The sequence below is a fragment of the Pseudarthrobacter enclensis genome, assembly GCF_001457025.1.
GTDB classification, from domain to species: Bacteria; Actinomycetota; Actinomycetes; order Actinomycetales; family Micrococcaceae; genus Arthrobacter; species Arthrobacter enclensis.
The window spans coordinates 64840-90935 of record NZ_KQ758608.1; the positions used below are offsets into that span (position 1 = coordinate 64840).

The 26096-nt window shown below is 62.5% G+C and carries 22 protein-coding genes and 1 pseudogene; 8 read left to right on the forward strand and 15 right to left on the reverse strand.

All coding sequences use genetic code 11. From position 1 onward, the window contains the following. The first annotated feature begins 244 nt into the window (after positions 1-244). A complete protein-coding gene (locus AS031_RS18410; protein WP_306590368.1) occupies positions 245-1165 on the forward strand; it encodes an LLM class flavin-dependent oxidoreductase in 921 nt (306 codons plus the stop codon). Between the two features lie 329 nt (positions 1166-1494). Here the strand turns inward: AS031_RS18410 and AS031_RS18415 are convergent, their stop codons facing one another. From AS031_RS18415 to AS031_RS18455, 9 genes are all read right to left on the reverse strand, one after another. After that, complete coding sequence (locus AS031_RS18415; protein WP_058269615.1) at positions 1495-5130, reverse strand: YobI family P-loop NTPase; 3636 nt, start codon at positions 5128-5130, stop codon at positions 1495-1497. A 364-nt stretch (positions 5131-5494) separates the two neighbouring features. Next, positions 5495-5917, reverse strand: a complete 423-nt coding sequence (locus AS031_RS18420) for a DUF4913 domain-containing protein (protein WP_058269616.1) — start codon at positions 5915-5917, stop codon at positions 5495-5497. Continuing rightward, positions 5910-7679, reverse strand: a complete 1770-nt coding sequence (locus tag AS031_RS18425) for a type IV secretory system conjugative DNA transfer family protein (RefSeq protein WP_058269617.1) — start codon at positions 7677-7679, stop codon at positions 5910-5912. Before AS031_RS18425 ends, AS031_RS18420 begins: the two co-directional genes overlap by 8 nt. Beyond that, complete coding sequence (locus tag AS031_RS18430; RefSeq protein WP_058269618.1) at positions 7679-9298, reverse strand: ATP/GTP-binding protein; 1620 nt, start codon at positions 9296-9298, stop codon at positions 7679-7681. Before AS031_RS18430 ends, AS031_RS18425 begins: the two co-directional genes overlap by 1 nt. Next, on the reverse strand, positions 9298-10809 hold the full coding sequence (locus AS031_RS18435) for an SCO6880 family protein (RefSeq protein ID WP_058269619.1): 1512 nt from the start codon (positions 10807-10809) through the stop codon (positions 9298-9300). The genes AS031_RS18430 and AS031_RS18435 overlap by 1 nt, the downstream gene beginning before the upstream one ends. A 1-nt stretch (position 10810) precedes the next feature. Then, positions 10811-12118: a TrbL/VirB6 family protein gene (locus tag AS031_RS18440; RefSeq protein ID WP_058269620.1), complete on the reverse strand. Its 1308-nt coding sequence runs from the start codon at positions 12116-12118 to the stop codon at positions 10811-10813. Further along, positions 12118-12843: a DUF8175 domain-containg protein gene (locus AS031_RS18445; protein ID WP_058269621.1), complete on the reverse strand. Its 726-nt coding sequence runs from the start codon at positions 12841-12843 to the stop codon at positions 12118-12120. The genes AS031_RS18440 and AS031_RS18445 overlap by 1 nt, the downstream gene beginning before the upstream one ends. Before the next feature lie 11 nt (positions 12844-12854). After that, positions 12855-13142, reverse strand: coding sequence for a hypothetical protein (locus AS031_RS18450; RefSeq protein WP_058269622.1), 288 nt, complete (start codon positions 13140-13142; stop codon positions 12855-12857). Between the two features lie 13 nt (positions 13143-13155). Further along, complete coding sequence (locus AS031_RS18455) at positions 13156-13749, reverse strand: DUF6668 family protein (RefSeq protein WP_228379676.1); 594 nt, start codon at positions 13747-13749, stop codon at positions 13156-13158. A gap of 149 nt (positions 13750-13898) precedes the next feature. On the opposite strand from AS031_RS18455, the gene AS031_RS18460 reads away from it, so the two are divergent. The 7 genes from AS031_RS18460 (at position 13899) to AS031_RS18495 (ending at position 21299) form a co-directional block, all read left to right on the forward strand. Next, positions 13899-14189, forward strand: a complete 291-nt coding sequence (locus tag AS031_RS18460; RefSeq protein ID WP_228379677.1) for a helix-turn-helix domain-containing protein — start codon at positions 13899-13901, stop codon at positions 14187-14189. A 34-nt stretch (positions 14190-14223) separates the two neighbouring features. Beyond that, positions 14224-15306, forward strand: a complete 1083-nt coding sequence (locus tag AS031_RS18465) for a CHAP domain-containing protein (protein WP_058269624.1) — start codon at positions 14224-14226, stop codon at positions 15304-15306. Then, positions 15303-15815, forward strand: a complete 513-nt coding sequence (locus AS031_RS18470) for a hypothetical protein (protein ID WP_058269625.1) — start codon at positions 15303-15305, stop codon at positions 15813-15815. Before AS031_RS18465 ends, AS031_RS18470 begins: the two co-directional genes overlap by 4 nt. Positions 15816-15821: 6 nt before the next feature. Next, positions 15822-17234, forward strand: coding sequence for a MinD/ParA family ATP-binding protein (locus AS031_RS18475; RefSeq protein WP_058269626.1), 1413 nt, complete (start codon positions 15822-15824; stop codon positions 17232-17234). A 680-nt stretch (positions 17235-17914) separates the two neighbouring features. Continuing rightward, the gene (locus AS031_RS18485; protein ID WP_228379678.1) at positions 17915-19531 is read left to right on the forward strand and encodes a hypothetical protein; all 1617 of its coding nucleotides are present in this window, start codon (positions 17915-17917) and stop codon (positions 19529-19531) included. Positions 19532-20346: 815 nt separating this feature from the next. Further along, complete coding sequence (locus tag AS031_RS18490; protein ID WP_058269629.1) at positions 20347-20979, forward strand: AAA family ATPase; 633 nt, start codon at positions 20347-20349, stop codon at positions 20977-20979. Then, positions 20979-21299, forward strand: a complete 321-nt coding sequence (locus AS031_RS18495; RefSeq protein WP_058269630.1) for a hypothetical protein — start codon at positions 20979-20981, stop codon at positions 21297-21299. The genes AS031_RS18490 and AS031_RS18495 overlap by 1 nt, the downstream gene beginning before the upstream one ends. Positions 21300-21688: 389 nt before the next feature. On the opposite strand, the gene AS031_RS18500 is transcribed toward AS031_RS18495, so the two are convergent. From AS031_RS18500 to AS031_RS18525, 6 genes and pseudogenes are all read right to left on the reverse strand, one after another. Then, positions 21689-22963 (reverse strand): MFS transporter, encoded by a 1275-nt coding sequence (locus AS031_RS18500; protein ID WP_058269631.1) that lies wholly within the window; start codon positions 22961-22963, stop codon positions 21689-21691. Between the two features lie 108 nt (positions 22964-23071). Then, positions 23072-24484 carry an MBL fold metallo-hydrolase gene (locus AS031_RS18505; RefSeq protein WP_058269632.1) on the reverse strand — a complete coding sequence of 471 codons (1413 nt, stop codon included), beginning with the start codon at positions 24482-24484 and terminating at the stop codon, positions 23072-23074. A 90-nt stretch (positions 24485-24574) separates the two neighbouring features. Then, positions 24575-25026, reverse strand: a pseudogene (locus tag AS031_RS20340) (rhodanese-like domain-containing protein). After that, positions 24989-25351, reverse strand: coding sequence for a thioredoxin family protein (locus tag AS031_RS18515; protein ID WP_058269633.1), 363 nt, complete (start codon positions 25349-25351; stop codon positions 24989-24991). Before AS031_RS18515 ends, AS031_RS20340 begins: the two are co-directional and overlap by 38 nt. A gap of 56 nt (positions 25352-25407) precedes the next feature. After that, positions 25408-25704, reverse strand: coding sequence for a rhodanese-like domain-containing protein (locus tag AS031_RS18520; protein ID WP_058269634.1), 297 nt, complete (start codon positions 25702-25704; stop codon positions 25408-25410). Positions 25705-25737: 33 nt separating this feature from the next. Next, positions 25738-26079 (reverse strand): rhodanese-like domain-containing protein, encoded by a 342-nt coding sequence (locus AS031_RS18525; RefSeq protein ID WP_058269635.1) that lies wholly within the window; start codon positions 26077-26079, stop codon positions 25738-25740. Between the last annotated feature and the right edge of the window lie 17 nt (positions 26080-26096).

Genomic DNA, 26096 nt, shown 5'->3' on the forward strand with positions numbered 1-26096 from the left:
TACTTTCTGAAGTTGATGCTCGAAGATTTCTGACTCTGGCTTTTCGCCAGCGGATGCTTCAACACTAGGGCCATGTAATTGACGTGTCAATTACATGGCTGTTTTGGAGGGGGTGTGACTTCGGCCACCCTCAATGACGACGTCACTCGCGGGTTCCGATGTTATTGACGCGTCAACTACCCAACTGTACTATTCAGGTTGATCCGATACGCGGGGAAACCGCAGGCAGTGAGGAACGAGCGTCATGAAAAAGATTGGTTTCCTGTCCTTCAACTACTGGAGCGACCAACGGGGATCCCACGTGCGTTCCGCGGGGGAAGCACTTCACCAGTCAGTCGAACTGGCCGTGGCAGCCGAGGAAATCGGTATCAGCGGTGCATACTTCCGGGTCCACCACTTCAGTGAGCAACAAGCCAATCCCTTCCCCCTGCTCTCCCACATCGCGGCGAAGACCACAAAACTCGAGCTCGGTACCGGAGTCATCGACATGCGGTACGAGAATCCGCTCTCCCTCGCCGAGCAGGCCGCAGCCACCGATCTGCTCTCCGGGGAGCGCCTGCAGCTCGGCGTAAGCCGCGGTTCACCCGAGCACGCAGACCGTGGATACCGTTATTTCGGGCACACACCCAAAAAGGGGTTCTCGGACGCCGACATGGCGCGTGAGCAGACGGCGGAACTGCTGTGGGCCCTAGACGGAGCAGTTATCGCTGATGCGAACCCCCAGATCCACCCTGGAGGCAAAAAACTGCCGATAACCCCCAGGTCGGCGACTCTTCGGGAGCGTATCTGGTGGGGTGCCGGGAACCTCGAATCAGCAGTCTGGACGGCGCAGCAGGGGATGCAGCTGATGAGCTCCACCCTGATCCAGGACGAGAAAGGCATCCCGTTCGACCTCCTGCAGCTCGAGCAATCGACGGCTTCAGAAAAGCCTGGCACGATGTCGGCTGGGACTGGGCACCCCAGGTATCGGTCGCCCGAAGCATCCTGCCAATTGTCGATGACACTACGCGTGCCTACTTTGCCGGCCACCGATCCGGAGGTGAAGGGGTCGGTCAACTGGAAGGCATCAGCAGCCGCTTCGGACCCAGCTTCTACGGCGAACCCGAACTCCTCGTCGAACAGCTACGCCACGACGCCGCCCTCGACGCCGCAGACATGGTCATGATCACCATTCCGAACCAGCTCGGCGTGGACCTCAACACCAACCTGCTCCGAGGCATCAAAGCCATCGGCGACGCACTCGGCTGGAACCACCCCTTACCCGGCACGAATCCGAAATGAGCACACCCCAACCTGACGTCAGACGGCAGTGTCCAGAGCGTCAGAATTGAGCCCAAAACGCTTTGCCGGACACGCCTGAAAGCAAGCCTAGGAGTCTAACCTGACGGTTGGTCGCGATCTCCTCTTATCCAGATAGTTACGCACCAGGTGCTGGTGGCCACTCTTCGGTCATAGACGGAAGAAGGAGCGGAATGCAGTCAGGGTGAGTGAGTCCTAGGGTTGGCGAAGACTGACACGTCGGACTGAGCCTTCTAGAGGGTATTTGGAAACGATATCTGCCTCTCGGAGCCGCTCAAGAACGACCACCGCTGCAGATGAGTCCTTTATTTCGTGCACGCCCCAGCCACGGTCTGCAACCTTCGACCATCGACCGCCGAGCGCACGAAGAATTTGTCTCAGTTCCTCTATTGAAACGTGGTTAGTCGACGCGGCTAGCAATTCAATGGTTACGGTTTCTCCAACCCCTCCCCGTCTCATCAGGTCAATGGAAGCGGCATCGACGGTGATCGCTCCTCCTATGGCTCGCTTGGCAGCAGCAGCGAAAGCCTCTTTAGGCACATGGCTGTAGGAAGGCAGCTTGGTCGCTACAACGGAGTGGAGGGAGCTCAGTTCGTCACTGGAAAAGAAGGCTGCCAGGTATTGCGGCTGAAGTGTGTCCGGCGATACGAAGTCTTTGAAATTGGCGGAGCGAGCCACTGCGTAGGACTGCGTGCTCCAGTCGATCATCAGCCGGTGCTGGAAGGCGTATTCGTCGTCGGGTATGAGCTGCGCGGTGATTAGTTCACCGAGGAGGGGGCCTGCCAGCGGCTCTAATTCGTTCGAATCCAGTTCGCCAGGATCAAGTGATACGGCCAGCCTTACCCTCTGGTGTGCATCAAGGCTGTTGGTTGGAGCGTTAATGATGTCGAGTGCGAGCCGGGCACGCTCTGGCTGTTCTGCCGGCACATCGGTGATCGTTTCGACGGCGGTGAGGGATAGTGCTAAGGATCCATCAACCTCACCGAAATTCTCCACATAGACAGCAACATTTTCGAAGGCCATAGGAACACGATGAGTGCGGACGAGCGCTGGCCATGCGCCAGGCGGAACTTCCGAGAGGGTATTTACTCGGCATTCGAGGTGTGAAGCGAGCACAACCTCATCAAAGTCTGCCTGCGTCCAGGACTTCGAAGCGTTCAGTATCTCGACGAATCTTGCAGGTGCTGCGACTGTAAACTTCGTCCCGTGCGACTCCTTGAAGGCCTTCAGATATGCCTGAATCGAGTCGGTTGCGTAAGCGAAAATCTCTCCATCAACATCTTGCAGTGCATCGAGCGACAGTTCGGACAACTTTGCCACGCACTTCAGGTTTGCCGCCGTCAACACGTATGCGCGCGTAGCTCTAAAGGCCTGTAGCACCGGATCGGGGAGACCAACGAGGTCCGCCAGCACCGCTCCCGTTGACGAAATGAACGTGACAGTTTTGGCACTGACTGGGACCTTGGCGTTCAAGCCGATCGACGGAAGCGCCCGATATTCAGCTTCTAGGAGTTCACGCAGCTGATCTGACACTTCATAGCGTTCTCGAGGTGAGCGGTGGACGATCGCTGTGTCAATGAGTTTCACTCGCTCCTTTCGCTCCAATGGAGCGGTGCCCGCGAGGTAGATGAAGATATCCGGCATGAGGGGCGAAAGCTGTGCCACGAGTTCAGGCTTCGCGCTGCCTGCGTCCAGGTATAGGTCCAAGAAGTCGGCAGCGTCAGATCCGTCCAGAAGATTGCGAACAACGACTGATGCTTCCTCGGGGCGGCTCACGAGCAGGTGATTCAGTATCCCGATATTGAACATGCTCCGCTCTGTAAGCACGGATGTTCCTTGGTCCCGCAGGATTGCCTCGACATCCTCCGGTTCGAGTGGGTAGTCCGGCTCGGGAGTTCCCTGGTCTATGCTGCGCATGACGTAGACCATGGCATCAGGGCGAATTAGCTGGCCATAGAAAGCGGAGACGTGAAGTGAAAAGTACGAGGTTATGTAGCCGTGAATCACGAGGTCTGCAGCTAGGCGGGAGGGAAGCAACTTCTCAGTCCATACACGAAAGCTATAGCTATTACCGTCAGCTGTGTCCGTGTACTTGAACCGCCCTGCTTCACAAAGGTCCTTCCACGAGTGCCTACGAAGGAAGGCTATGTCTTCATCGTTGCGTTCAAGTGCTTTCTCTTCCGCAGTGATGGCATCCGCGACGAACCTATCATCGTCAATGGTCATGCCTATCAGTGTCTCGACGGTATCCCGCGAGAACTGCATAGAGTAGGCGTTGTATTGACCATTCCTCCACGCCTTGACGGTGATCGGTTTGCCGCTATCGACGAACTCGCGCCAGAATTGTGGGGACTGCAACCTAGCGTCATCGACGACTCCCTCGTCAAAGTAGATAGCACCTCCCGCAAGGCCGGAGTATGGGGCAGAGGCCAGTGCGTTAATTCTGTTGCGAAATTCAGCGCCTATTTTCTGGGCGTAAGTAAGTGCTGACCGGCGCCCCGCCACACGGATGCGCCGACGTTTCGAGTCGTCCCGGAGCCGATCGAGGTTCTGGTTGACGCTTGCCCGCCATGTTTTCCACAGGTTGTCGAGGGAGCTTTCAGCATGGCGGATTTTTTCGAAGTCGCCCATGTGCGCGTTCTTGAACATGACCATCGCGAACAGGCGTTCCGCATCAAGTTCCGGAACAGGCTGGTCGACCTCAAGCAAGCGGTGCTTGAATACTTCGTACTCATTGATGATGTTGTGTACCAATCGCATATCAGCGAGGTGCCGGGCGGCGAGGTCGATGAGGTCCTTCGAAATCTTGTGTCCGCGCTGCTCAAGGCGACTAAGCATCAAGTCTCTTGCATTCTTGTGCGTAATAAACGGGACAACGGGGATCACAAGTTCGAAGAACTTTGTTCTGTTTGCGCGAACTAGTTCTATGCGAGCCCCGTCGTTGGGATCAGCCACAGTATCGCGCCCAAGTTTCTCAAACACACTGTCGCGAACGGCGTACACGAATCGGATATCCCGGTTCTTAAGCTGTCCGGCTGCGTTAAGCAATCCATTAAGCGACCGGAGTGCCTCGAAAATGCTCGAGTCGTTAAAACGATCGAGATCCTCGATGATGACAATGTCGCGTGTCACGTTCATCTCGAAGAAGTAGATGATTTCATCAAGATACTCATCGAAGTAGCTGGTCGATCGGGGCGGTAGGGTAATGGTCGCGGGCCCTGCGGTGACCTTCTCAATTCCAACACGCCCACGGACAAGCGCTCGTATTCCCAACAGCACCCCGCCCGCAACCAGGGCTACAGCGAGATACAGCGCGACTACGGCTAGCCATGGTGGGCGTTGAGTGAAAGTGATCCCAAAAGCCGGGCTGATTGTTGCATCCAGTCCTGCAATGAACGCCAGTAATACAGCCATGACAGCGGCTGACGCCGCGAACTTTAGTTCAGTTCGCCAGCGAAATCGAACGATGCGGCGGAACCGCGATTCTGGTGCGTCAGCTGGCCTTTGCTGATAGAGCAGCTGCTTAACGATCTCTTTCTGGATCCGGTTAGTGGTGCTGGTTGCTGCTGGATTACTGTCTTGGGATGATGGCGTCGGCTCTGGCTGCACGCCAAGCGTAAGGAGCGAAAGTTCAATGACTCTCTCCTTGTACTCCTCGCTGACCTTCCTCAAAATGCTGCTTTTACCTGTGCCATAGGTGCCGGCCAAGGCGATGTTGCGGACATGCGGCTGCTCATCGATTGCACGCTTAAGAAGCGTGAAATATACGCCGTGGTCCTCATGGGAGTAATTGGGCGCAAGACTAGTCAGCTTCGGAGCGGTGCTATCCACCAAGGCTTCCGTTTTTTTACGTCGTCTCAATCGATCCCAATCTTTCAATCACCCATCACCCGTAAGCGGAAACGAGTGATTTTGCATCTGACGCCCTAACTGGCTTGCCGTATTGAATCCTACGAGTCCACGGCAGACATTCAGTAAATTCCAGACAGTTGTACCTTTGATCGCTTGCCGGGCGCGCTTTGGACAGTTGGTTTTGCTGCCCACAGGCGGGGACAATCCCGGTGGGTTTTCCACCGCTACTTCTGCTGGGGGAGCTTTCCTGGTGGCTCCCGGTTTTCAGCCGTGGATAACCCGGATTGACCCCAACTGTGGACAGCTCGCATGTCACCTTGGGCGTCGGCTGACAGCACCCGGTTTAGAACAGCCCTGCGGGTGGCTCCTCGCAGGGTAGTGGGGCGAGTTTTGCTCGGTGGCCGTCGTCCGGAGTGCAGCCCTTGAAGGGACCATCTGTTGAGAGGAGGACGGACATGTGGTGGTCTGCGTGGTCGCGCCACCAGACACTCATGCCTGTGGTGCCGTCCAGACGCAGGAATTCCCAGGCGCGCCAGAGCGCTTCGAGGCGGCTGATTGCTTCGGCGTGTTTCCACCACTGCGGGCACCAGGTCACGCCGCCTTGCACGTTGAGCTGCCGGCGGTAGCTCGTGGCCAGCTTGTTGCTGACGAATTCGGCGACGTTCGGGTAGAACAGCTCAGGGGCTGCCGGCTCCTCTTCGGCTGGCTCCGTGGAGTCGGCGGTGTCGTTCAGTTCGTCGTCCCACTCCCCCAGGCCCTCACTCATGGGAGGCGCCTGCGGCGACCCAGCGGTTCCCGGCCGCGACCGTCGGCTTGTTCGCGGGGTCGTGTGCGGCGATGGAGGCCCGCACGGCGTCGGCGTGTGGGCCGCTCATCCAGGGCACTGTTTCCAGCAGCGCCGCGGGGGCGCCGGAGGCGAACATGATGGCGCGGCCGCGGGGGAACGCGGCCAGATCGGAGACGTCCAGGGTGCGTTCTTTTCGGTCGTCGTCGTGGCTGTAGGAGGTGCCTTGTTTGGAGCGGCTTCTGGTCATGTTGGAGTAGCGGTATTCGCCCACGAGCTGGGCGAGTTCGTTGAGGAATTCGGCTTCGGCGACGCCGCCGCCGTAGACCTTGATGTTGGAGGCGGACCAGAGTTTGCGCATCCCGTCGCGGCCCCATACTTCGACGCCTTGGGACCAGGACTGGAGGATGGTCATCAGGACGATGCCGCGGGATCCGTAGTGGCTGTAAAGGTTGGGCAGTTCGCGCCAGCGGCAGACGTTGGCTGCTTCGTCCAGGACGCCGACCATGGGTGTGGCGAGCCGGCCGCCTGGTGAGTGGACGGCGAGTTCTTCGGCGGCCTCGACGGTGGCCACGGTCAGGGCGGTGACCAAGGGGCCGGCGGTGCCTTTGCCTTCCTTGGACAGGCTGTACAGGGTGCCTTTGGAGCGGACGAATGCTGCCGGGTCGAACTGTGGCCGCTGGTCGTTGTCGCCTTGGGGTGTTACCCAGCGGGCGACTTGGCGGTTGGTGAGGCAGGATGCCATCTGCAGCGCTGTGCCGTACACGCCGCCGCGCTGCTTTTCGGGGGCGTTGATGACGCCACCGACGGCGTTGGAGGTCTGGGTGAAGCCGTGGGCCTTGAGGATGTCCACCGCTTCATCGTCCGCCGGTCGGGTCAGCCAGGTGTGGACCTGGGTGATCGGGCGGCCGTCGAGGGCCGCTGCGAGCAGGAGCCCGGCGAGGAGATCCTGGGCGGCGGGATCAAAGTAGGCGTCCGTTTTGGCGTCCGGGCCGCGGGAACCGGCGGCGAAGTGGTCGGCCAGGCGTGCCGCCTTCACTTCGTCGGTGACATAGGACAGGGGGTTCCACCACCAGGAGGGTTCCTCGAGGGCGACCGACTGCGGGTCGAACACCCAGACCGGGCCGTCGGCGGCGCGGACTTCGCGGGTTCCGTCCACGATGTCCCGCTTGTTCGAGGTCACCAAAGCGGCGCCAGGTGCGGCGAGGATCGCCGGGATCGCCCGGGAGGTCGTCTTGCCTGTGCGGGGTCCCCAGATGTCGATGTGCATGTCTTCCCAAGAGCCGTAGACCATCTGCCCGCCCAGGACCGTTTTGCCGACCGGCACGCCGGGTGAGCCTTTCACTCCGAGGCGTTCGGCGGTGGCGGTGGCCCCGCGCAGGCTCAGGGCGCGCAGGTCGCGGCCTTTGGCCATGTGCTGGGCGGCGGCGTCCACACGGGACCGCTTCGACCGCCGGCGCAGCACCGCACGGACCACCAGGACGGCCGCGGCGATGATGAGGGCGCCGAAGCCGACCAGCACCCAGGTGGCGGCCGCGGGCCATGTGACCTTGTGCGAGATCAGGCCGAAGACCAGTTGAAACGGGTTCGCCGGCAGTTCCTGGCCGTCACCGGACAGGATCGACCCGAGGTGCACGGCGCCGGCGACCGAGCCGACACCGAGCACCACAACGGTGATGAAGACCCAGAGCAGGATCGTTTCGGTGTCCATCCGGGAGCGTTTGCCGCTGCTTGGTGCACCCATCAGTTCTCCCCTTCACCGTTGGTGTTGATCGTCCAGCGCTTGTTGGTGTCGTGCAGGCGTTCTTCGACGCTGGTGAGTTTGAGCGCGACCGGGATGCCGGGGCGGCCGCCGACTTTGAAGAGGAATTTTCCCAGGCCCGGGCGGACGCGTTTGCGGGAGCCGCCGACGTCGGTCCAGGACCCCGGGTCGGCCCAGGAGATGAGGCGGGCCTGTTCGGCGCGGGAGAGGGTGACGGCTTTGTTGAGTTTTTCCATTTCGGCTCCGGGGAGGGCGCCGCAAACGACCATGCCGGAGCGTTCGACGAAGCCGCGTGCTTTCATTCGTTCGGATTCGGTGGGCAGGGCTTCGAGGTCGCTCATGGTGTGCGTGATCATGGCCTGCCCGACACCTTCGGTCCGGTTGAGACGGGTGAGTGAGTCGACCCGGTCGACCATGCCTTCACCGGAGCGCAGGGCCCGCCAGAGCTCGTCCATGACGACGAAGTAGTTCCGGCGCGGTTCCAGGCCGGCGTCGGCCAGGGTGTGGGCGACCTGGACGGTCGCGAACCCGGTGGACCAGCAGGCCAGCAGGCAGGCCGCCTGGATGTCGCGCTGGGTGTCAGAGATCCCTGACAGGTCGAAGACCACTGGTTTGGTCAGGTCCATCGGCTGGTCGGTGGGCTGGGAGAACATGTCCGAGAACCGGCCCGACCCGTTCAGGGAGTACAGCGACTGGCGCAGCTGGTCGGTCGCGTCGAGGTAGCGGCTCATGTCGCCGCGGTCCAGGGCGATCGCCCGCAGCTCGTCGGGGGCGTCTTTGATGACCTCGATCAGGTCCCCGATCAACGGGACCCGGTCCAGGCGCTCGTCCAGGATGTGCAGGGCCCGGTCGATCAGGGATTCCTCGTGGGCGCTGGGCTTAGTATTCCGCACGATGGTGATCAGCGCCGTGATCATGTTCAGGCGCCGATTGTGCGAATCGGCCATCAACTGTTCGGCCAGCTTCTCCGCCTTCACCGCCGCGGCCAGCAGCTCCGCGGCCGCGGCCGGACCGCCGTCGGGATTGTTCCGGACCCGCTCTGCATGGTCGCGGTGTTCTTCGGCGGAGGCGCGCAGCCGGGCGGCGGCTTCGGTGGCTTCGCCGGGGTCCAGGACGTTCAGGTGGCCGCGTCCGGGGCCGAGGCTGATGACCTGCCCGCCGAGGGCTTCGATGAGGTCGACGTAGTCGGGTTTCAGGTCACCGAGGATCAGCGGGTTGATGCTCCGGCCGGCCAGGCCGAGGACGATGTGCCGGATCAGGGTGGACTTGCCGTAGTGCGGCAGGCCGAGGACGAACATGGAGGGGTTGTTGATCATGCCGTGCATGAACCAGCTGATCGGGTCGGCCCCGAACGGGGCGCCGGTGTCGGTGTGCACGCCGATCGGCACGCCCAGGATCGGGGTGCCGGACCCGCCGACGAACGGCCAGAGACCGCAGACTTGGACCGAGGTTCCGCGCCATTCGTCGGCTGCGGTGACGTAGACGGCTTCGCCCTGGCCGCGGCCGCGCCAGCCCCGCAGGCCCGGGCGGCGGGCGACCGCGGCCGCGAGCTTCGTGGCAGGAGCCTTCACGCGCTGGTGCTTGGTACGGCTGCCGAACATCACATGGCCTCGCGGATCTCTTCGGGAACCCTCAGGTGCTTGGGGAGGACCAGCCCCAGCGGCAGGGACGCGGCGAAGGCAGAGTCCTGTGAACCGTACGCGCGGCGCAGCAGCAGGCGTGCCGAGGGGCCGAGGTTGCCCTCGACGACAGCGACGGCGTCCTCCAGGTCACGGGCGGACAGGACCGTGGCGGTGACGACCATGCCGAAGTTGACCAGTCCGGCGCCCTTGGCTTCCTCGGCTGCGGTGGCCTGCGCCGCGCGGGCGTCGACCAGGGCGCGGGCGGTGGGCCGGGTGGTCGAGGAGGCCCGGGTCAGGGCGCTGGTCTGGTCGGACTCGACGATGGCGGCCGCGCGGCCGGCGTCGATCGGCCGGTACAGCAAGGTGACGCGTTTGCGGGCGATCTCTCCATGCGGTGCGACCAGGCGGGCCAGTGCCGATGAGAGGATGTGGCCGCGGGGTGCCCCGGTCATGGTCCAGGACACCGAGTGTCCGGAATCGTGGCGGTAGCCGTCCCAGTCGGCTTGGTGGGCGGAGGGTCCGACCTCGCCCCAGTCCAGGTCCACGGGTGTGCCCTGGTAGTGGGCTTCGTCGATGAGGCGGGCCGCTGCAGGGTCGTAGGCGACCCGGACGACCTCGCACAGTTCCTGCGCATTCAACGGTGCGCAGGCGCCGGCGCCGGTGGATTCCAGTCGCTCGGTCAGGCTGGGAAGCCGTGAGGCGAGATCCCGTGCGATCTCGTCCGCGGTGCGGCGTTTGCCGCCTGCCCTGGCAGCGGCGCTGAACGTCAGCGCGACCCAGGCACGGATGGTGGCCGACCCCTGCGGGTAGGTGGCCAGGGCTTCCCGGAGCATGGCCTTGGCAATGTCCGGGGCGTCGTCGTGGATGTTTGATTCAACTTCCCGGCGCAGCCGTGCCCCGGAATCGGGTGCGGTTTCGACCGTGACGGACGCTGCGACGACGGCAGGTTCGTTGGACAACGAGGCGAGCCAGCCGCCCCAGTTAGCGACCCATGCATCAATCTGTTCGGGATCGACCAGGGACGCGCCGTCGGGCTGGGTGCCGAAGATAACGGTGTAGTGGGCAGTCGAGGGAAGATGAATCAACGCAAAGGGGCGTCCGTAGGAGTCGGTGAACTCGTACAGCTTGGACCCTGCGGCGATCCCCGGCAGCTGGAACTCGCCCCACGGCGTCAGCCCGAGGGGGCCGGAGCGGTAAATGTTGGCGCGTCTGCGCCGAGCCGAGCCGAATGCCAGCCGGGCGAAGACCCGCTCCCCCACGGATTTGTTGTGTTTGTCAGTCACCGAGACGACGGACAGGGCCACCCCGAGGATGAGGAACGCGACCAGCCCAGCGATCCAGCCCCCAACGAAGAGGCAGATCACCGTGATGATGAGGCCGACAAAAAGTCCTGCTGTGGCCAGCCCGCCCAAGGTGCCGATGCCTGCCTTCCGCGGCCGCCGCCAGTGGCTGTAGGTCGGTTCCCTGTAGGTGTTCTCGATAGCTGCCATCTCAGGCACCCCCCGTGGATTCTTCGCTCATGTCTTGGATGGCCCCGGATGCGGTCTGGCCTGCTTCAACGCCCTTCTGCGCTGCCAGTAGGGCAACGCCGCCCGCACCCGCGGCGGCAGCTGCACCGCTGGCGGCCGCATTGCTGCCCGAAGCAGCACTGCCCGCGCCGCTGGGTGTTGCAGCGCCAGAGGCTGCGGCGCCCCGGGAACCGGTCTTCCCTGCCATGCCGACCGTTCCTGCTGATCCCTGGCTGCCAGTCGCCGGAGAACCGTCAGCTCCGGGGCTGTGGCCCGAGGTGCTGCTGGTCATCATGGGGGTGGTGGATGATCCACCACCACGTCCGGCGCTGCCCATGCTGATCGCGCCCGAGGCCAGGGCGCCGACCGCTCCTGCTGCCATGCCGCCACCGCTGCCAGCGACAGCACCAACCATCGGGGTGACGAACCGCATCAGGGCAGGCATGGCGAACAAGGCAATGACCATCAGAGCCAGCCCGGTGACCGTTGTCAGGAGCGCGGAGCCGAAGTCCTTGCCGTCACCCACGTTCCCGAAGATCCTGCTGCCACTGAGTTGAAAGGCCGTGGCATAGATGATGGCGGCCGCAGGCTTGTAAAGAATGAAGGCGATCAGCCAGGCCGTGCACTTCTGGAACCAACCCCTACCTGCCTCGGTGTTGCTGAAAGCCGCAGCCGTGGGAAAGATCCCTGTCAGGATGACCAGCAGCCCGCCTCGGACGATCATGAGCACGATCTGCATCACGGAAGCCAGGATCGCGATGATCCCCAGCAGGATGATCATGATGGACCCGATCGGGCTGGTGGACGACAGCGCCAACAAGGCCGTGATGTTCTCGTCGAACGAGGTCCCGTTCGTGGAGTTCGTGATGATCCAGGCAGAGAACTCATCCGCCGCGACCGTCAGTAACCCCACGGCCGCCACACCAGCCCCGGACACGACGATCAATGTCGCCAACGAACGCACCAAATCCCGCAAGGGGGCACCCCTGCGCTCAATCACCATCTTGGCTGCCCCCACCAACACCGACATCACGGCCAGCGAAGCCGTCCAAAAGTAGAGACTGTTCTGCAGAAACAACACTGGATCACTCGCAGTAGAACCACCTGGCACGGTGGTCAGCGCGGGAGTTCCCACATTCACCCAGAACGTCCCAAGGGTTTGGACTGTTTGTCCTACAGCATCGGCAATAGCTTTTGCCATGTTCTTGACCGCGTCATTCGCGACATCCTCTAAAGCCGATCCCGCCTGGCAGAAGGGATTTATCGCATTCAGGCCGGAGCAGTCAGCCATTAGACGCCGGCCCAGTCGATGTAGCCGCCGAGATCTGTTAGCTGCCGCGCCCCTGTGTCACCTGTAGCCGGGACAACAAGCTTCCAGTCACCCTCGTACCACTGGAGCGGAACCGGAATAGAAACGAAGGTTCCATTCGATCCCTTGAAGGCAAGATCGACGATTGCTCGGTCAGCCTCATACGAGCGGAAAGCGAATCCCGCCAATTGCGCGGTCACAGAGTTCGGCGCGGCAGTGGGGGTCGATTTCAGCACAGCATCTCGTTCCGGGCTAGGTACCGCCAACTGTTCATAAACGAGGTCCGCCTTGCCAGCTGAGGACAACGCGGTCATGTTTGCCGCCGCGTAGAGCGCCCCGGTTGGTGAGTGTGCGAAGCAGGAGCGAAGGCCGCTGGTGTCGGTCTTGCCCGGCCCGTACTGGGTGGGCGACGTTGGTGCGGCGATCTTGCCGACCAATTCCCATTTCGTGTCGGTGGGTGTGGTGGCGGGTTTGGCCTGGTCGCCGGAGGGCAGCCCGCAGATGCTGGCGTCCGTCGCTGCACTGGGTTGTGCGCTGGGTGTGGTTGTCCCGGTGTTGCTTGGTTCGCCTGTCGGATCTCCTCCGCCGCGAGGGAGCAGTGCCAGGATGATCCCGAGCGCGACGATGATCGCTACGACGACGGCCGCGATGATGAACTTTGGTTTGGTCAGCGGGTTCTGGTCTTCGTTCACGGTCGGTTCAGTCATGGCAGAGCTCCTTAGACCAGGGCGCCTACGACGCCGCCTGCGGAGGCTGCCAGGATGCAGCCGCCGAGGACCCAGGCCAGGCGGCCGGCGTGTTCTCCGCCTTCGCCGCGTCGGTTGTTGATCATCATCGTTCCGGCGGTGATCAGGATGCCGGCGACGGCGAGGCCGAAGACGATCCATGCGATCCATTTGAGGATGGTCAGCAGGCCCTCGGAGCCGGGAGGGGCTTCGCCTGTGCCCGGGTTCGGTATCTCGGTGATGGCGATGCTTGACCATTCCATGGCCTTGGAAATCAGCATGTGTTTCTTCTTTCTACTGGGCCGTGAGACCGGCGGTGGCAGTTACTGCAAGATGCACCTGTTCGAGGGTGGTGCTGGCTTCTTTGGGAAGGTCCTTTGCGGCGATGTCGTGGCCGTAGCGCCATGCGTCCACCCACGGGAAGTGCCACATGTGGGGCACTCCCCCGCCGACGAGGCGGGAGAAGTCGCGGATGTCTTTGGGGAGCCTTCCGGGAGCGTCGGCCATGACCACGAGGCCGGCCACCTGGATCCGGGGAAGGGACCGTGATGCCCATTCAGTTGCCGCCAGACGTGCCGCGCGCAGGCCGGGGATGTTGGACCGGGCGACCAGGACAACTACGGATCCGGCTGCTGTGACAGGCCAGTGATGCCCGGCTGGCTTGGTGTTCTTGTTCAGCCGTGCAAGGGAGGTCTCACCGGCACCGCCGTGGACGCCCAGCCACCAGAATGCGGGTTCCTTCCCCGCAACATTGCGTCGGGGAAGCCGGTCGGCGTGGTCCGGCTGGGGCACACTGAGCTGCGGCCTTGTCGCTCCCGTTGGGAGGAGTGGCGGTACTTCCGGCAGGACGGGGGTGGGTTCGTCGATAGTGTCTGTGCCGAGCGTCACCCAGCGGTTCTTTGAGACCGGCATTTCACTTCCCCTAGTAATGTCCGCAAAGATCGTATCGGTACCATCCGACACGAAAGGCCAAAAGTGACCCCGAACAACAGCTTTAGTACCTTTCAGTCACCTCCAGTACATCACAGTACCAATTTATGGTCTACGATGGCTTCATGCGGTGGGACGGACTGAGCGTGGACCCGAAGTACCTGGAAGCTCTTTTCGCCAAGTACCCGGAGCGTCTGACGCCTCAGGACCTCGAGGAGATCTTCGGGCTCTCCCGAAACACCGTCTACCGCTGGCTCCAAACTGGAGTGATTCCTGCTTACCAAGTCGAGAAGACATGGTTGATCGCCAGAGATCAAGTCAAAGACTGGGTCTGGGAAAACAGGAACACCCTGCGGAAGGGCCAGACGCCCGGGGAGACCCAGGAAAACCAGGCGTAGCACCACAGCGGCCGAGCAGATGTGAGGGGGACAGATGCAGTCACGATCAAGCGCGCCTGCGCTGGTTGCCGGTGCCGTCCTTGCACCCATCGGGCTCGTGCTGTCCATCATCCTTTTCGGCGGAGGGTCCCAGGCCGCAGCCGATGTGTGCTCACCGACCGCGCCCGGCGTCAGCGCTGACGCGGACCAGCTGCACAAAGTAGCCATCGCCGGCTACGAAGGAGAGCAACTGAAAAACGCCGCCCTGATCATCAACGCCGGCAAATCCCTCGGCCTGTCCGTCCGCGGGCAGACGATCGGAGTCATGACGGCCATGGGAGAGTCCGGGCTGCGCGTCCTGGACCACGGCGACGGGCCCGGCCCCGATTCCCGGGGCCTGTTCCAGCAGCGCGACAACGGCGCCTGGGGTACCTACCAGGACCGCATGAATCCCACCGCCTCCGCCACCAACTTTTTCAAGGCCCTGCAGAACATCAGCGGCTGGGAACAGCTCGAACCCACCACAGCCGCGCACAGGGTCCAGCGCAACGCCGACCCGTTCCACTACCAGGCCTACTGGGCGGCCGCCGTCGAGGTCGTCGCCGCGCTCGGCGACGTGCCCGCCACCGATGCCGGCGGGGAAAGCTCCTGCGGCATCCCCGGCCAATCCGGCAAGGACGATGACCTGCCGTGGCGCACGGCCAAGATCTACGAGCCATCCCCGCTGGGCATGTACAACCGCGAATGCGTCGACTTCGCCCTGTGGCGCGTGAACCAGCAGCTCGGCAGCACCACCGCCCCCTACAGGGTGCTGAACGGCACCTTCCGCCCCGACGGTACCGTGCTCGGCTCGGCCCTTTCCTGGAAAGACGGCTGGGACGCCAAAGGCTGGCCCACCGGTGAAACCCCACGGGTTGGCGCGGTCGTCTGGTACTCCCCCGGCACCGGCGGCGCAGACGGCACCTACGGCCACGTCGCCGTCGTCAAAGCCGTCAACGGTGACGGCAGCTTCCTCGAAGAGGGCTACAACGGCAACCCCGCCCCGAACGACCACACCTACTACACCCGCACCGTAGAGAACAGCACCCCCAGCGCCTTTCTCTACCTGCCCGGCAGCGACTCACCGGAGGAACCATGAAACGCGCCCTAACAGCCCTTACGGCCCTGCTCGTGTGCACGGCCTGCGCACCGGTATCCACCTCAACACCCGCAGAGCCGCCGGCCACGTCCGCCACCAGCGAGGCCACACTCAGCGCAGGAGGCAAGCCCCAGGCTCCCGGCGGCACAGCCCCCGCCACCCTCGGCATCGCCTGGGACGAAACAAGCAAAACCGCCGCGCTGGACACCGCGACCAAAGCCATGACGCTGTACGCCCGTCCCACGGTCACGGACAGGCAATGGATCCAGGAACTCGGGCAGGTCCTGACCGCCCAAGCCACAGCTGATTACCAATATGTTGACCCGGCTAACATCCCGGTCACCAGGATCACCGGACCGGGACAGCTCAAAATCGATGAGAACAACGGGTTCGGCTGCCACGTCGTGTTTCCCACCGACGCCGGCGACTACGACGTGCAGCTGCTCCGCAGCGCAGCCAACAAGCCCTGGCAGGTCAACCGCTTCACACCCCCGAACGGCACAAAGTAAGGACAGATGATGGAAACCCAAGCACTCGACTTCCCCAAGATCAACGCCGTTCTCCGCACCAACGGAACCGGCGAAGTCACCATCAACGGCACCTCCCACGCGATCGAAGCCGCCGACGAAGCTGCCGTCCTCACCGACGCCCTGCGCATCATCACCGAAACCGCTGCCCAGCTCGGCCGGCCCGTCCGCGTCAGCACCACCGACCCTGACGGGGAAGGCCTCATCATCGTCTCCCCCGAAGGCGTCGTCAGCGAAGCCACCCCGACCAAGCCCACCCCAAAGCGGGAAAAGGACACCCTGCCCGTGACCGCCGCCCCGTCGCCCGAAACGGCCAAAGCCGCAACCGCTGCTGTGCCAGCTCCCACATCAGCTTCGGTCCCCGACGCCGCGCCGGCGACCTTCGGTGCAGCCGTCACCCCCGGGCCCGCCCAGGAACCCGCACCGGCCGCTGAGGAGCCTGCCACCCGGCGCAGCCTCAAAGACACCTCGTTCCTCATCAGCGAGCCCGTGCTCCAGCCTGCCACGCGCGGCTGGCGTGGGGCTCTCAGCCGCCTCGGATTCCGCATGGACCCCTCAGCCGAAGAGCTGGCCGAACGCGAAGACATCCGTACCGTGAGCCAGCACTGGCCCGGCCCCCGCACAGTAGCCGTCGTCAACCGCAAAGGCGGGGCGAACAAGACACCCACCGTCGTCATGCTCAGCGCAATCCTGGCCCGCTACAGCGGCGCAGCAACCGCGGCCTGGGACAACAACGAATCCCAAGGCACCCTTGGCTGGCGCACGGAAAAAGGCGCCCATAACAACACCGTCCTGGACCTCATCGACTCATCCCAGGCACTGCTCTCCCCCAGCGCCCAAGCGGCCGAAATCGCCCAGTTCGTCCACCACCAGACCTCGGACAAGTTCGACGTCCTGCGCTCGGACGAGAACGACGAAGGCGATCACGAAGTAACCGCCGAGGAAGTGGACATCGCCCACAAGGTACTAACCCGCTACTACCGGCTCATCGTCATGGACTCCGGCAACACCTCCCGCGCAGCCAACTGGCGACGAATGATCCACCACACCAACCAGCTCGTGGTCCCCGTGACAGCCATCGAAGACCGCGCCGAGGCAGCACGCCTGACACTCCAAACCCTCGAATCCCGCGGGGGCCACGACGCCGAACTGGCCCGCAACGCCGTCATCATCGTCTCCGAATCCACCGACGCCAAACGCAGCATGAGCGGGGACGCCCTCAAGCGCGCCAAGGACGAGGCCCGCAGAATCGCCGAGGGCTTCGCTCCCCATGTACGAGCCGTGGTCCGCATCCCCTACGACCCCGCCCTGGTCAACGGGCCCATCCGCTACGACGCCCTCCAGCCAGCCACCCAGCGCGCATGGCTCGCCGCAGCTGCTGCCGTCGCACAAGGTTTCTGAGAAAGTGCGACACGCCGAGAGATTGCGGTACCGGTACCGAGGCCCATGGATGGGCAAGGATGAGAGCATGAGTCAGCCATATGCAACCCCGAAGCTCGACGGCCAGCGCGTCGCTTTGCGCGGCCGCGTATTGCCCGACCAGCACGCTCGCGCAAGCACGCAAGCAGCACACCACGGACTATCGCTGAGCGAGTACCTTGGTGCGCTCATCGACCGCGACAGCGGGCTTCCCAACAAGATAGACCAACCACAGGAGGCGCTGATCCCCAGGGCGTCTTAAATTACTGAAGGCCCGCACTAGGCGGGCCTCCGTAAACATATGTAGTTCAGATCAATGATCTTGGCGGGTCGCGATCTGAACTTTTATCCAACACCCACCCAGTGGGTGGATCTTGTCATATCCATCCCCGAGAGGAAGGCTACTGCAGTCCATGGTACCGGAACCGGTATTGACGTCAACGCATGCCCTTGCGGGTGTCGCCCAACGTCCAAGACCAGAAGACGCCTGGAGTCTTGCACCGCTGATAGCTGGCGCGCCTTCGTATCGACTGGGGCGCTGGATTGGGCAGAGGTTTCAATATCCTCGACCAAAAAATGCGCCGAAGATCACTCGTTCTTTGCCGGGTCAGCCCGCTGCTGTAATGGTGCATGGCCCGGATGGCCGAGTCTCCACGCTTTGCTTGGACTTTGATACCTCGAAGGCACTGAAAGGCGTGGTGGACTCGGACGCGGTCCGGGTGGGCAATTTGTTGTCGGCGTGCGGCATGAGGTTCGTGGAGGATTTCTCCCCCAGCGGTGGACGACACCTGTACGTGCCGCTGCACGATCGAATGGACGCGGCCGAGGCCCGGGAATTAGTCGAAGCGCTAGCCCTGATGGCGACCAGTCTCGACCCGAGCCCCCACCAGAACATCACCGACGGCTGCATCCGTGTCCCAGGAACGATCCACAAGTCCGGTGGCCACCAAACCCTCATCACTCCCCTGTCCCAGGCGTACGACATCCTGCGGCGCCGCAACGCAGCATCTGCACTGATGGAGCTTCGGTCCGCACTGGCTCCGGAGCTAACCCGGAAGCGCGCACTCAAAGCCCGCGCAGCTAAGACTGTTGCCGGACAGCGCAACGGGATTCTGCCGGCGCTATCGCTAAACGCCGGTAGTGAAGCGCCGCTGCGCAAGGTCGCCCGAACCGGCCTGTACGACACGGCTAAGTACAAGAGCCCGTCCGAGGCCCGGATGGCCGTGCTCAACCACTTCAGTGCCTGTGGCTGGTCACTGCAGCACGTAGAAAACGAACTCGCTGGCCAGTTCCCCGGCTTAGCTGCCCTCTACGGATCTACAGAACGCCAGGCAAGGCTTCTTCCCTACGAATGGGCCAAAGCCCAAACCTTCACAAACACCGCCTCCAGCACGCAAAAACCACTCCCCCGTAAACACGGGGAAAAGCATGCACTTATTAACAACACAAGCCAAACTTTAACCACAGGGGGGGCCGGGGAATCTAGCAGCGCCGCTGCTGTGCACCAACTCGTCAACGACCTAGAAAATGTCCTCTACGCCGTTCTCGACCACCGACTCCAAGCCCGCGGTCGCGAAGGTCTCAGTCTCCGGTTCCTCATTCGCGGACTGTTGGGATATATGCGTGCAAAAGAAACGGACATTCTCGACGTCGGTTGCCGCACACTCGCTGCGGCGATGGGCAAGCACCATGTCACCATCGCCAGATTGCTGCCCGTCCTGGTGCAAGCCTCTGACGGAATCCTGACCAAGATCGCGGATGCACGACAGAAAGCGGCTGACGTCTACCTCATCCAATTACCCGAGCAATACCAACAACTTGCACGGGAGCTGGCCTGGAGGAAAGGAAAAATCCACGCCATCCGTCCTGTATTTCGGGCCTTGGGAGACGCTGCTGCTCTCGTATATGAGGCAATCGAACGCGGCCGCTACTCCCCCACCACTGCGGAGGTCGTCCGTATCAGTGGTGTCAGCCGCAACGCGTGTTCGGCCGCGTTGGCTGAGATGGAAGCACTCGGCATGATTCAGCGCCAGGATGGAACCTGGCGAAATACCTCAGTGAACCTTCGCATGCTCGCCGCGAGGCTCGGAGTGCTTGACGACTACCTCGACCACATCCGCCGCAACCGCCACGAGCGCGCAATCTGGCACTCCTACCTCGACAGGTTCAAGACATTGCAGGGTGTCATCACTGAAGGGGAGCTATTCGATCCTGAAAGGGATGAATATTGGCCACCCCCGCATGATGCGGCAGTGTGGCACTTGCCCCAACCGGCATAGGTCTCTAGTGAAGCTCGTTCGCTGTCAGCTACTAAGGTGCTAGCAAATCACTAGCACCTTAGTAGCCCAACCCTGTCTGGCATTTCCTGTTGGCAGCCCTCCTCCGCGTCTGCGGGCAACTGGGTTGAGCTTAGGGCGGTTGTTTTGTAGCAGTTTGGTAGCACTTGGAATTGTTGGATGAGATTAGGGCGTGTGTGTGTATCCGTCGGTCGGCTTCGCCCCCGCGGTTGATAGCACTTTAATAGTGCTATCAACTAACTATTGTTTGGCGAGCAACTCCCTGCCCGGTCATAGCGGTTGTGGCACCTGCCTCAACAGGCATAGCTCGCTGTCAGCTACTAAAGTGCTAGCAGTTCACTAGCGATTTAGTAGCTTACCCGGTCTCGCATGTCTTGTTGGCAGCCCTCCTCCGCGTCTGCGGGCAACTGGGTTGAGCTTAGGGCTTACTCAGGTGGCCTAAGGCTATTCCTCAGGGCGGTGGTTGTTTTAGCAGTTTGATAGCACTTTGATAGTGCTACCGAATGGTGATTGCTTCGCTAGCAACTCCTGGTTCGGTCGAACTCACTAGCAAATTGAAATGGAATCAGTATCAGATTGGTAGCAACGAGTATCCACATCAGGTGATGATCCATGGGTGGCAAGGGGGCGCGCCAGTGGCTTGAGCTGTCCTCACGGGGCTCATAGCTAGCATTCTGATAGTTATAAGCTATCAGTTTCAAACTGCTAGCAAGCTTTTTTTACTAATTTCAAAGTGATATCAAACCCGTAGCGTGTCGCTAGCCTTTTGCTATCAACTTCGGCATTAAGTTGGAGTCATGATCATTGTTGTGGGTAGCGAAAAGGGCGGCGTAGGCAAGTCCACGGTTGTAACCAACCTTGCTGTTGAGCTTGCGAAGCGGGGGATGCGCATAGCGGTTGTGGACGGCGACCGGCAGCGTTCCACCGCACGATGGGCCGTAGACCGAGAAGAGGCCGGGCATGAACCTCGCATCTTTGTAGTGGAGAAACTTGGCAGCCTGCACGAGACACTGCGCGAACTCGATACGAGCTATGACGTTGTCCTGGTAGATGTGGCGGGGAAGGACAGCAAGGAGATGCGCACAGCGATGACTGCGGCCCATCAGCTGTTGATCCTGACGCAGTCGAGTCAGTTTGATCTCGACACACTTGCGACTGTCGATAGGTTGATCGAAACTGCCCGTGACTTCAATCCCTCCCTACGAGTCAGGGGAGCCCTTACCCGGGTATCGACCAACGCGTTCGAGTCAGAAAGTGGCGACGCCAGGGATTATCTTGCCGACTATCCCAGTATCGAACCACTGCGAACTGTGCTATACGAGCGCAAAGCTTATCGAGACGTGGTGGGGGAGGGGCTTGGAGTTGTTGAGTGGAAGAACCCTAAAGCGGCGAGGGAAATCCGTGGGCTGGTAGAGGAGTTGATTGGGTAGTGGCAATTAAGAAACGGTCCGCGTCCGAGAAAGCCAGGGACGAGGCTATCGAGGCGTTCGGCAATGCAGCTGAACCGCTACTGGCTCCGCCGGCTGTCCATGCAGAACGCGGAACTCCAGTCAGGCCCAGCGTCACGCCCACTCTTAGTGATTCGAGGGACAAGGGGACTGCCAGAACCATGTTGCTTCGGTTTGACGAAGACCGTGAACTTATGGACTTGCTTGCGGACGTGGCGAAGCTCGAAGGACGGAAAAAGCATCCTATGGCATTGCGCGCTCTCAGGATCGGTCTCGAGCAGGTCCGCGACAGCTACGAGTAAGTAAGCCAGTTGTTGCTATGCGGTTGATATCAACTTGATAGCAACTGCATAGCAATCATCACAAAATGCTCAGACGCGATATCGGGCGCGTGATGGAGTTCGCGCAGAGGGTCACCCAAAAGCCGTTTCTGAGACGGGTTCTTCGACGCGGTGGGGGAGTGGCCGGCAGGACCTCAACTTTCAGCTGCTTGGAGACGAGTCCGGAGGAGGTCAATAACGACCGTTTCTGACCTGCGTTCGGCAAGCCTCCGATAATATGTGGGTTTTGGCGGTGCTTGGCGGCGTTCTGTTGTCACTAGATGTCGTGGCTGCCTGTCAGCTGACCGCTGACAGTAGTGCGTTCGTGCGGAGTCAACGGGGCTGACATGCCGGTGGCCAAAGGCCAGTTTCTACCCGGTTATATGGTCGTTGCCGCGCATTCGCACGGCGACCACCAGGCCTGAGGCGGCTGTAAGTGCAGCGACGGTGGCGATGGCTGCGGGAATCCCATACAGGTCTGCGAGAAGACCTGACAGGAGTGCACCGATGGCGAAGCCGCCGTCACGCCAAAGGCGGTAGATCCCGACGGAGCGGGCCCGCCAGGTGGGGTGTGCGACGTCCCCGATGGCGGCGAGGAGGGCGGGGTAGACCATAGCCGTTCCGATACCGAGGAGGACTGCGGCGGTGAGCCAGGGCCCGAAACTGTGGGCTGCGGCGACTATTGCCAGTCCCGCGGCTTGGACGATCATGCCGGTCACAACGAACCATTTGCGGCCCCACCGGTCTGAGGCGGCACCGGTGAAGAGCTGCCCGGCGCCCCAGACCGCAGGATAAACGGCGGCCAGGATACCTACCTGGTTTAGGTTTAGCCCGGAGCTGACGAAGAGGACCGGAAAGAGGCCCCAGGCGAGGCCGTCGTTGAGGTTGTTCACCAGTCCTGCCTGGCTGGCTGCAGAGAGTGAGCGGTCCTTGAAGCTGGTGAGGGTGAAAACCCGGCCAGTGGTGAGGCCGGCGTCGGCACTCTTGTGTGCACTTACGTGCTGGGAGGCTTCCGTCTTGGCATGGTGGTGGGTCTCGCGAATGGTCAGGACTGACAGGCCTAACCCGAGGGCGATGTAGGCGGCGCCGAGGAGGAACGGGCCGGGCCGGAGGCCATAGGCGGAGGCAATGTACCCGGTCGCGAGGGCAGTGACCGCGACTCCGAGGTAGCCTGCCGCTTCGTTCAGGCCCATGGCGAGGCCGCGCTGTTTCGGGCCGGTCAGGTCCATTTTCATGATCACGGCGGTCGACCAGGTCAGGCCCTGACTGATGCCGAGGAAGACGTTGGCCGCGACAATCCATCCCCATGACGGGCCTAAGATGAGCATGAGCGGGACGGGGACCGCTACCAGCCATCCTGTGACGAGGACGGGTTTACGGCCGTACCGGTCAGAGAGTGTTCCCGCGAAGTAGTTCATCGCGGCCTTGGACAGACCGAACGCGAGGATGTAGGTCAGTGCGCTTGTGTACAGGTCCAGGTGGAAAACCTGCCCTGCCAGCAGCGGCAGCACGGTGCGCTCCTGGCCCAGCGTCCCGCCTACCAGGGCGTTGACTGCCACCAGCAGCACGAACTGCGCCAGGTTCTGCCGCAGGCCCAGAGCGACACGGGTGGAGTCCGGGGCGCTTCCCGCCTTTGTTCTGGCCATCCTGAGTACTCCAATCGTGCCGGGGACATAAAGGTGCCCGGACGCGTGGGGGAACGCGTCCGGGCGGGCCCGGGCAGGAGGGGGGTCCTGCCCGGGCGGTCTTAGGGTTTACTTTGCTGAGACCGCGTTCTGTCGGGTCTGCTGAAAGGCGTCCCAGGCGGCGTAGCTGCCGTCGAGTTCGACGACGTCGTACCCGGCCCGGCGCAGGGCGCTGGCCGCCACCGAGTTCCGCACACCGGACTGGCAGTAGGTGACGATGGTGCCGTTGGCGGGAAGCTCATCGAGGTGCCACATCAGGCGGCCGCCGCTGAGCTGGTAGGAGCCGGGGATATGCCCGGCCGTGTGCTCGGTCTTGTTGCGAACATCCAGCACCATGATGGGGTCGAAACCGTCGAGTTCCTCCGGCTGGATCAGCTTCGGCGTAGTCATGGGGAGCCCTTCGATGCTGGTGACGTAACCGGCGACGTTGTCGATGCCGACCCGTACCAGGTGGTCCCACATGTCCATGGCCTGTTCCTGGTCCTGGGCGAGGAGGACCAAGGGGTTCTTGTCCGTCTCGGGGTTTACTACCCAGGCGCCGTAGCTGGCCACTGATTTTCCGGCCGGTACGTTCAGGGAACGGGCTACCGTACCTTCGTGGACCTCGCTGTTGGGACGGGTGTCGATGAAGGTCAGGGTATCCTCTGCCAGGCCTGCAGCGACGATGCCGGTTGCCAGTTCGGGCAGCGGCGTCCGCTCACCCATCACGGCCGGGCCTTCACGGTTTTCCCGCTTCATCCGGCCGAAGTAGGCGTGCGCGTCGGGCTGGCCGTCGAGGAGCTCATCGATGAAGCCCTGCTCGTCATTCGCGGCGAGGTAGGGGCCCCACCAGGAGTAAAGCCGCTCGTAGCCCACCGTGGAGGAGGGAATGGCGCCGAGGGCCTTGCCGCAGGCGCTGCCTGCGCCGTGGGCCGGGTGGACCTGGACGTAGTCCGGCAGGGTCAGGAACTTATCCCGCAGGCTGGCGAACAGTTGCTTGGCACCTTCGAAGCGGGTGTCGATGCCGCCGGCTGCCTCGTCCAGCAGGTCCGGCCGGCCCAGGTCGCCGGAGAACACGAAGTCGCCGGAGAGCAGGTAACCGGGCTGGTCACTGAATGCACCGTCGGTGACCAGGAAGGACAGATGCTCCGGGGTGTGGCCCGGGGTGTGCAGGGCTTGGATGCTGATGTTGCCGATGGTGATCTTGTCGCCGTCGTACAGGCGTTCGCCGTTGAATTCGTACTGCCAGTCCGGTCCGCCTTCGCCGGAGACGTAGATCTTCGCGCCGGTGGCGGCGGCGAGTTCGCGGGTGCCGGAGAGGTAGTCGGCGTGGATGTGGGTTTCGGTGACGGCGATGATCTTCATGCCGTTCTTCTCAGCCAGTTCCTGGTAGACCGCGATGTCGCGGCGTCCGTCCACAACAACGGCGGTGCCGTTGGCCTGGCAGCCGATCAGGTAGCTGGCCTGGGCGAGGTCTTCATCGTAAATACGCTCGATAAGCATCTGGTGATCTCCTTCAGTTGAAAGGGGTTTGGGGGCTTGTTCTGAATCCAGTATAGATACCCCCGGGGGTATCCGGCAAGTGGACTGCGGCTAGGTCGTCTTTCTGTGGAACAGCTTGTGCAGGAGACTGCGCAGGCCTGCCGGGGCGTGGCCAGGTTGTTGCCTCGACGGGTTGTCCGGGGCTTGTTGGTAGGTGACGGGGTGGCCTGCCCGGTACCACTCGGTGATCCCGCCGGCCACATTGACCGTTTGGTATCCGCGGTCGGTAAGGATCCGTGCGGCCTGGCTGCTGCGTTTTCCTGACCCGCACATGAGGTAAAGCGTGCCGCCGGGCAGGTCGGCAAGCCGGGAGGGCAATTCGTCCAGGGGATGTTCAGGCTCCCGGGGACGTGTGCGGTCGCATGCTCTTCCTGGCTCCGCACGTCCACCAGCGTGGCGCGGGGCCAGGCCATGGCAAATTCGCCTGCCGTGACAGTGCGGCACGCCTGGCCCTCTGGCATCGCATCAGGCGTTCTGGTGTCCGGCCTGGGCGCGGAGTTCATACATGTCCAGGTTCTTCACCGCCTGGATGACTTCTTCGAAGCCGGTGGCGTTGAGGGCTCCGGGCTGGGAGAAGACCAGGGTCTTGTCCTTGAAAGCCATCAGGGTGGGAATGGAGGTGATGTTCGCCGCTGCGGCGAGGGCCTGTTCTGCTTCGGTGTCCACCTTGGCGAAGGTGATGTCCGGGTGCCTCTCTGCGGCGGCGCCGTAGGTGGGTGCGAACTGGCGGCAGGGGCCGCACCAGGCTGCCCAGAAGTCAACGAAGACGATCTCGTTGCTCTCCAGGGTCTGGGCGAAGCTCTTTTCGGTGAGGTCGATGGTTGCCATCGTCATTCGTGTCCTTTCAGGGGTTGTCTTGGGATATGTCAGCGGGGCGGTGAGGCTTAGGCGGTGGGGAGGCCGGCGCGGGTCCAGGCGATCATGCCGCCGGCCATGGTGTCGGCGGTGTAGCCGGCTCCGTTGAGGGCGTCGGCGACGGCGGCGCTGCGGTTGCCGCTGCGGCAGACTGCGATGACGGGGACTGCGGGGTCCAGTTCGGACAGGCGTGCCTGCAGCTGGCCCATGGGGATGTGCAGGGCGCCGGGGATCATGCCTTCGGCGACTTCGAAGTCTTCGCGGACGTCGAGGATGCGGGCGCTGGTGCGCCGCTGTTCGGCTTCGGTGATGGTGATTTCAGCCATGGTGCTTCTCCTGCGAAAGATGGTGGGCGGTTGTTAGCGGACGGGTTCGCCGGCGGCGCGCCAGGCGCCCATGCCGCCGCGCAGAGAGTAGGCCTGGTACCCCTGGGCGGCGAGGAGCCGTGCCGCTGAAGCGGAGCGTACGCCGGAGGCGCAGACGGCGATGACTGGCTTGTTCTTGTTGATTCCGGCGGTGCTGGTCTGCAGCCGGTCCAGCGGGACGTGCTTGGCCTGGGGAGCCCGCCCGGAACGCCATTCCTGGGCGGAGCGGACATCGATCAGCGCCGCGCCTGAGGAAAGGAGGTCCTTGGCCTCAGCTACTGAGACCGTTGTGTAGGGCTTGCTGAAGGCTTTTTTCAGGGAGCTGATAAGGCCCATGGTGTTCTCCTTGGCTG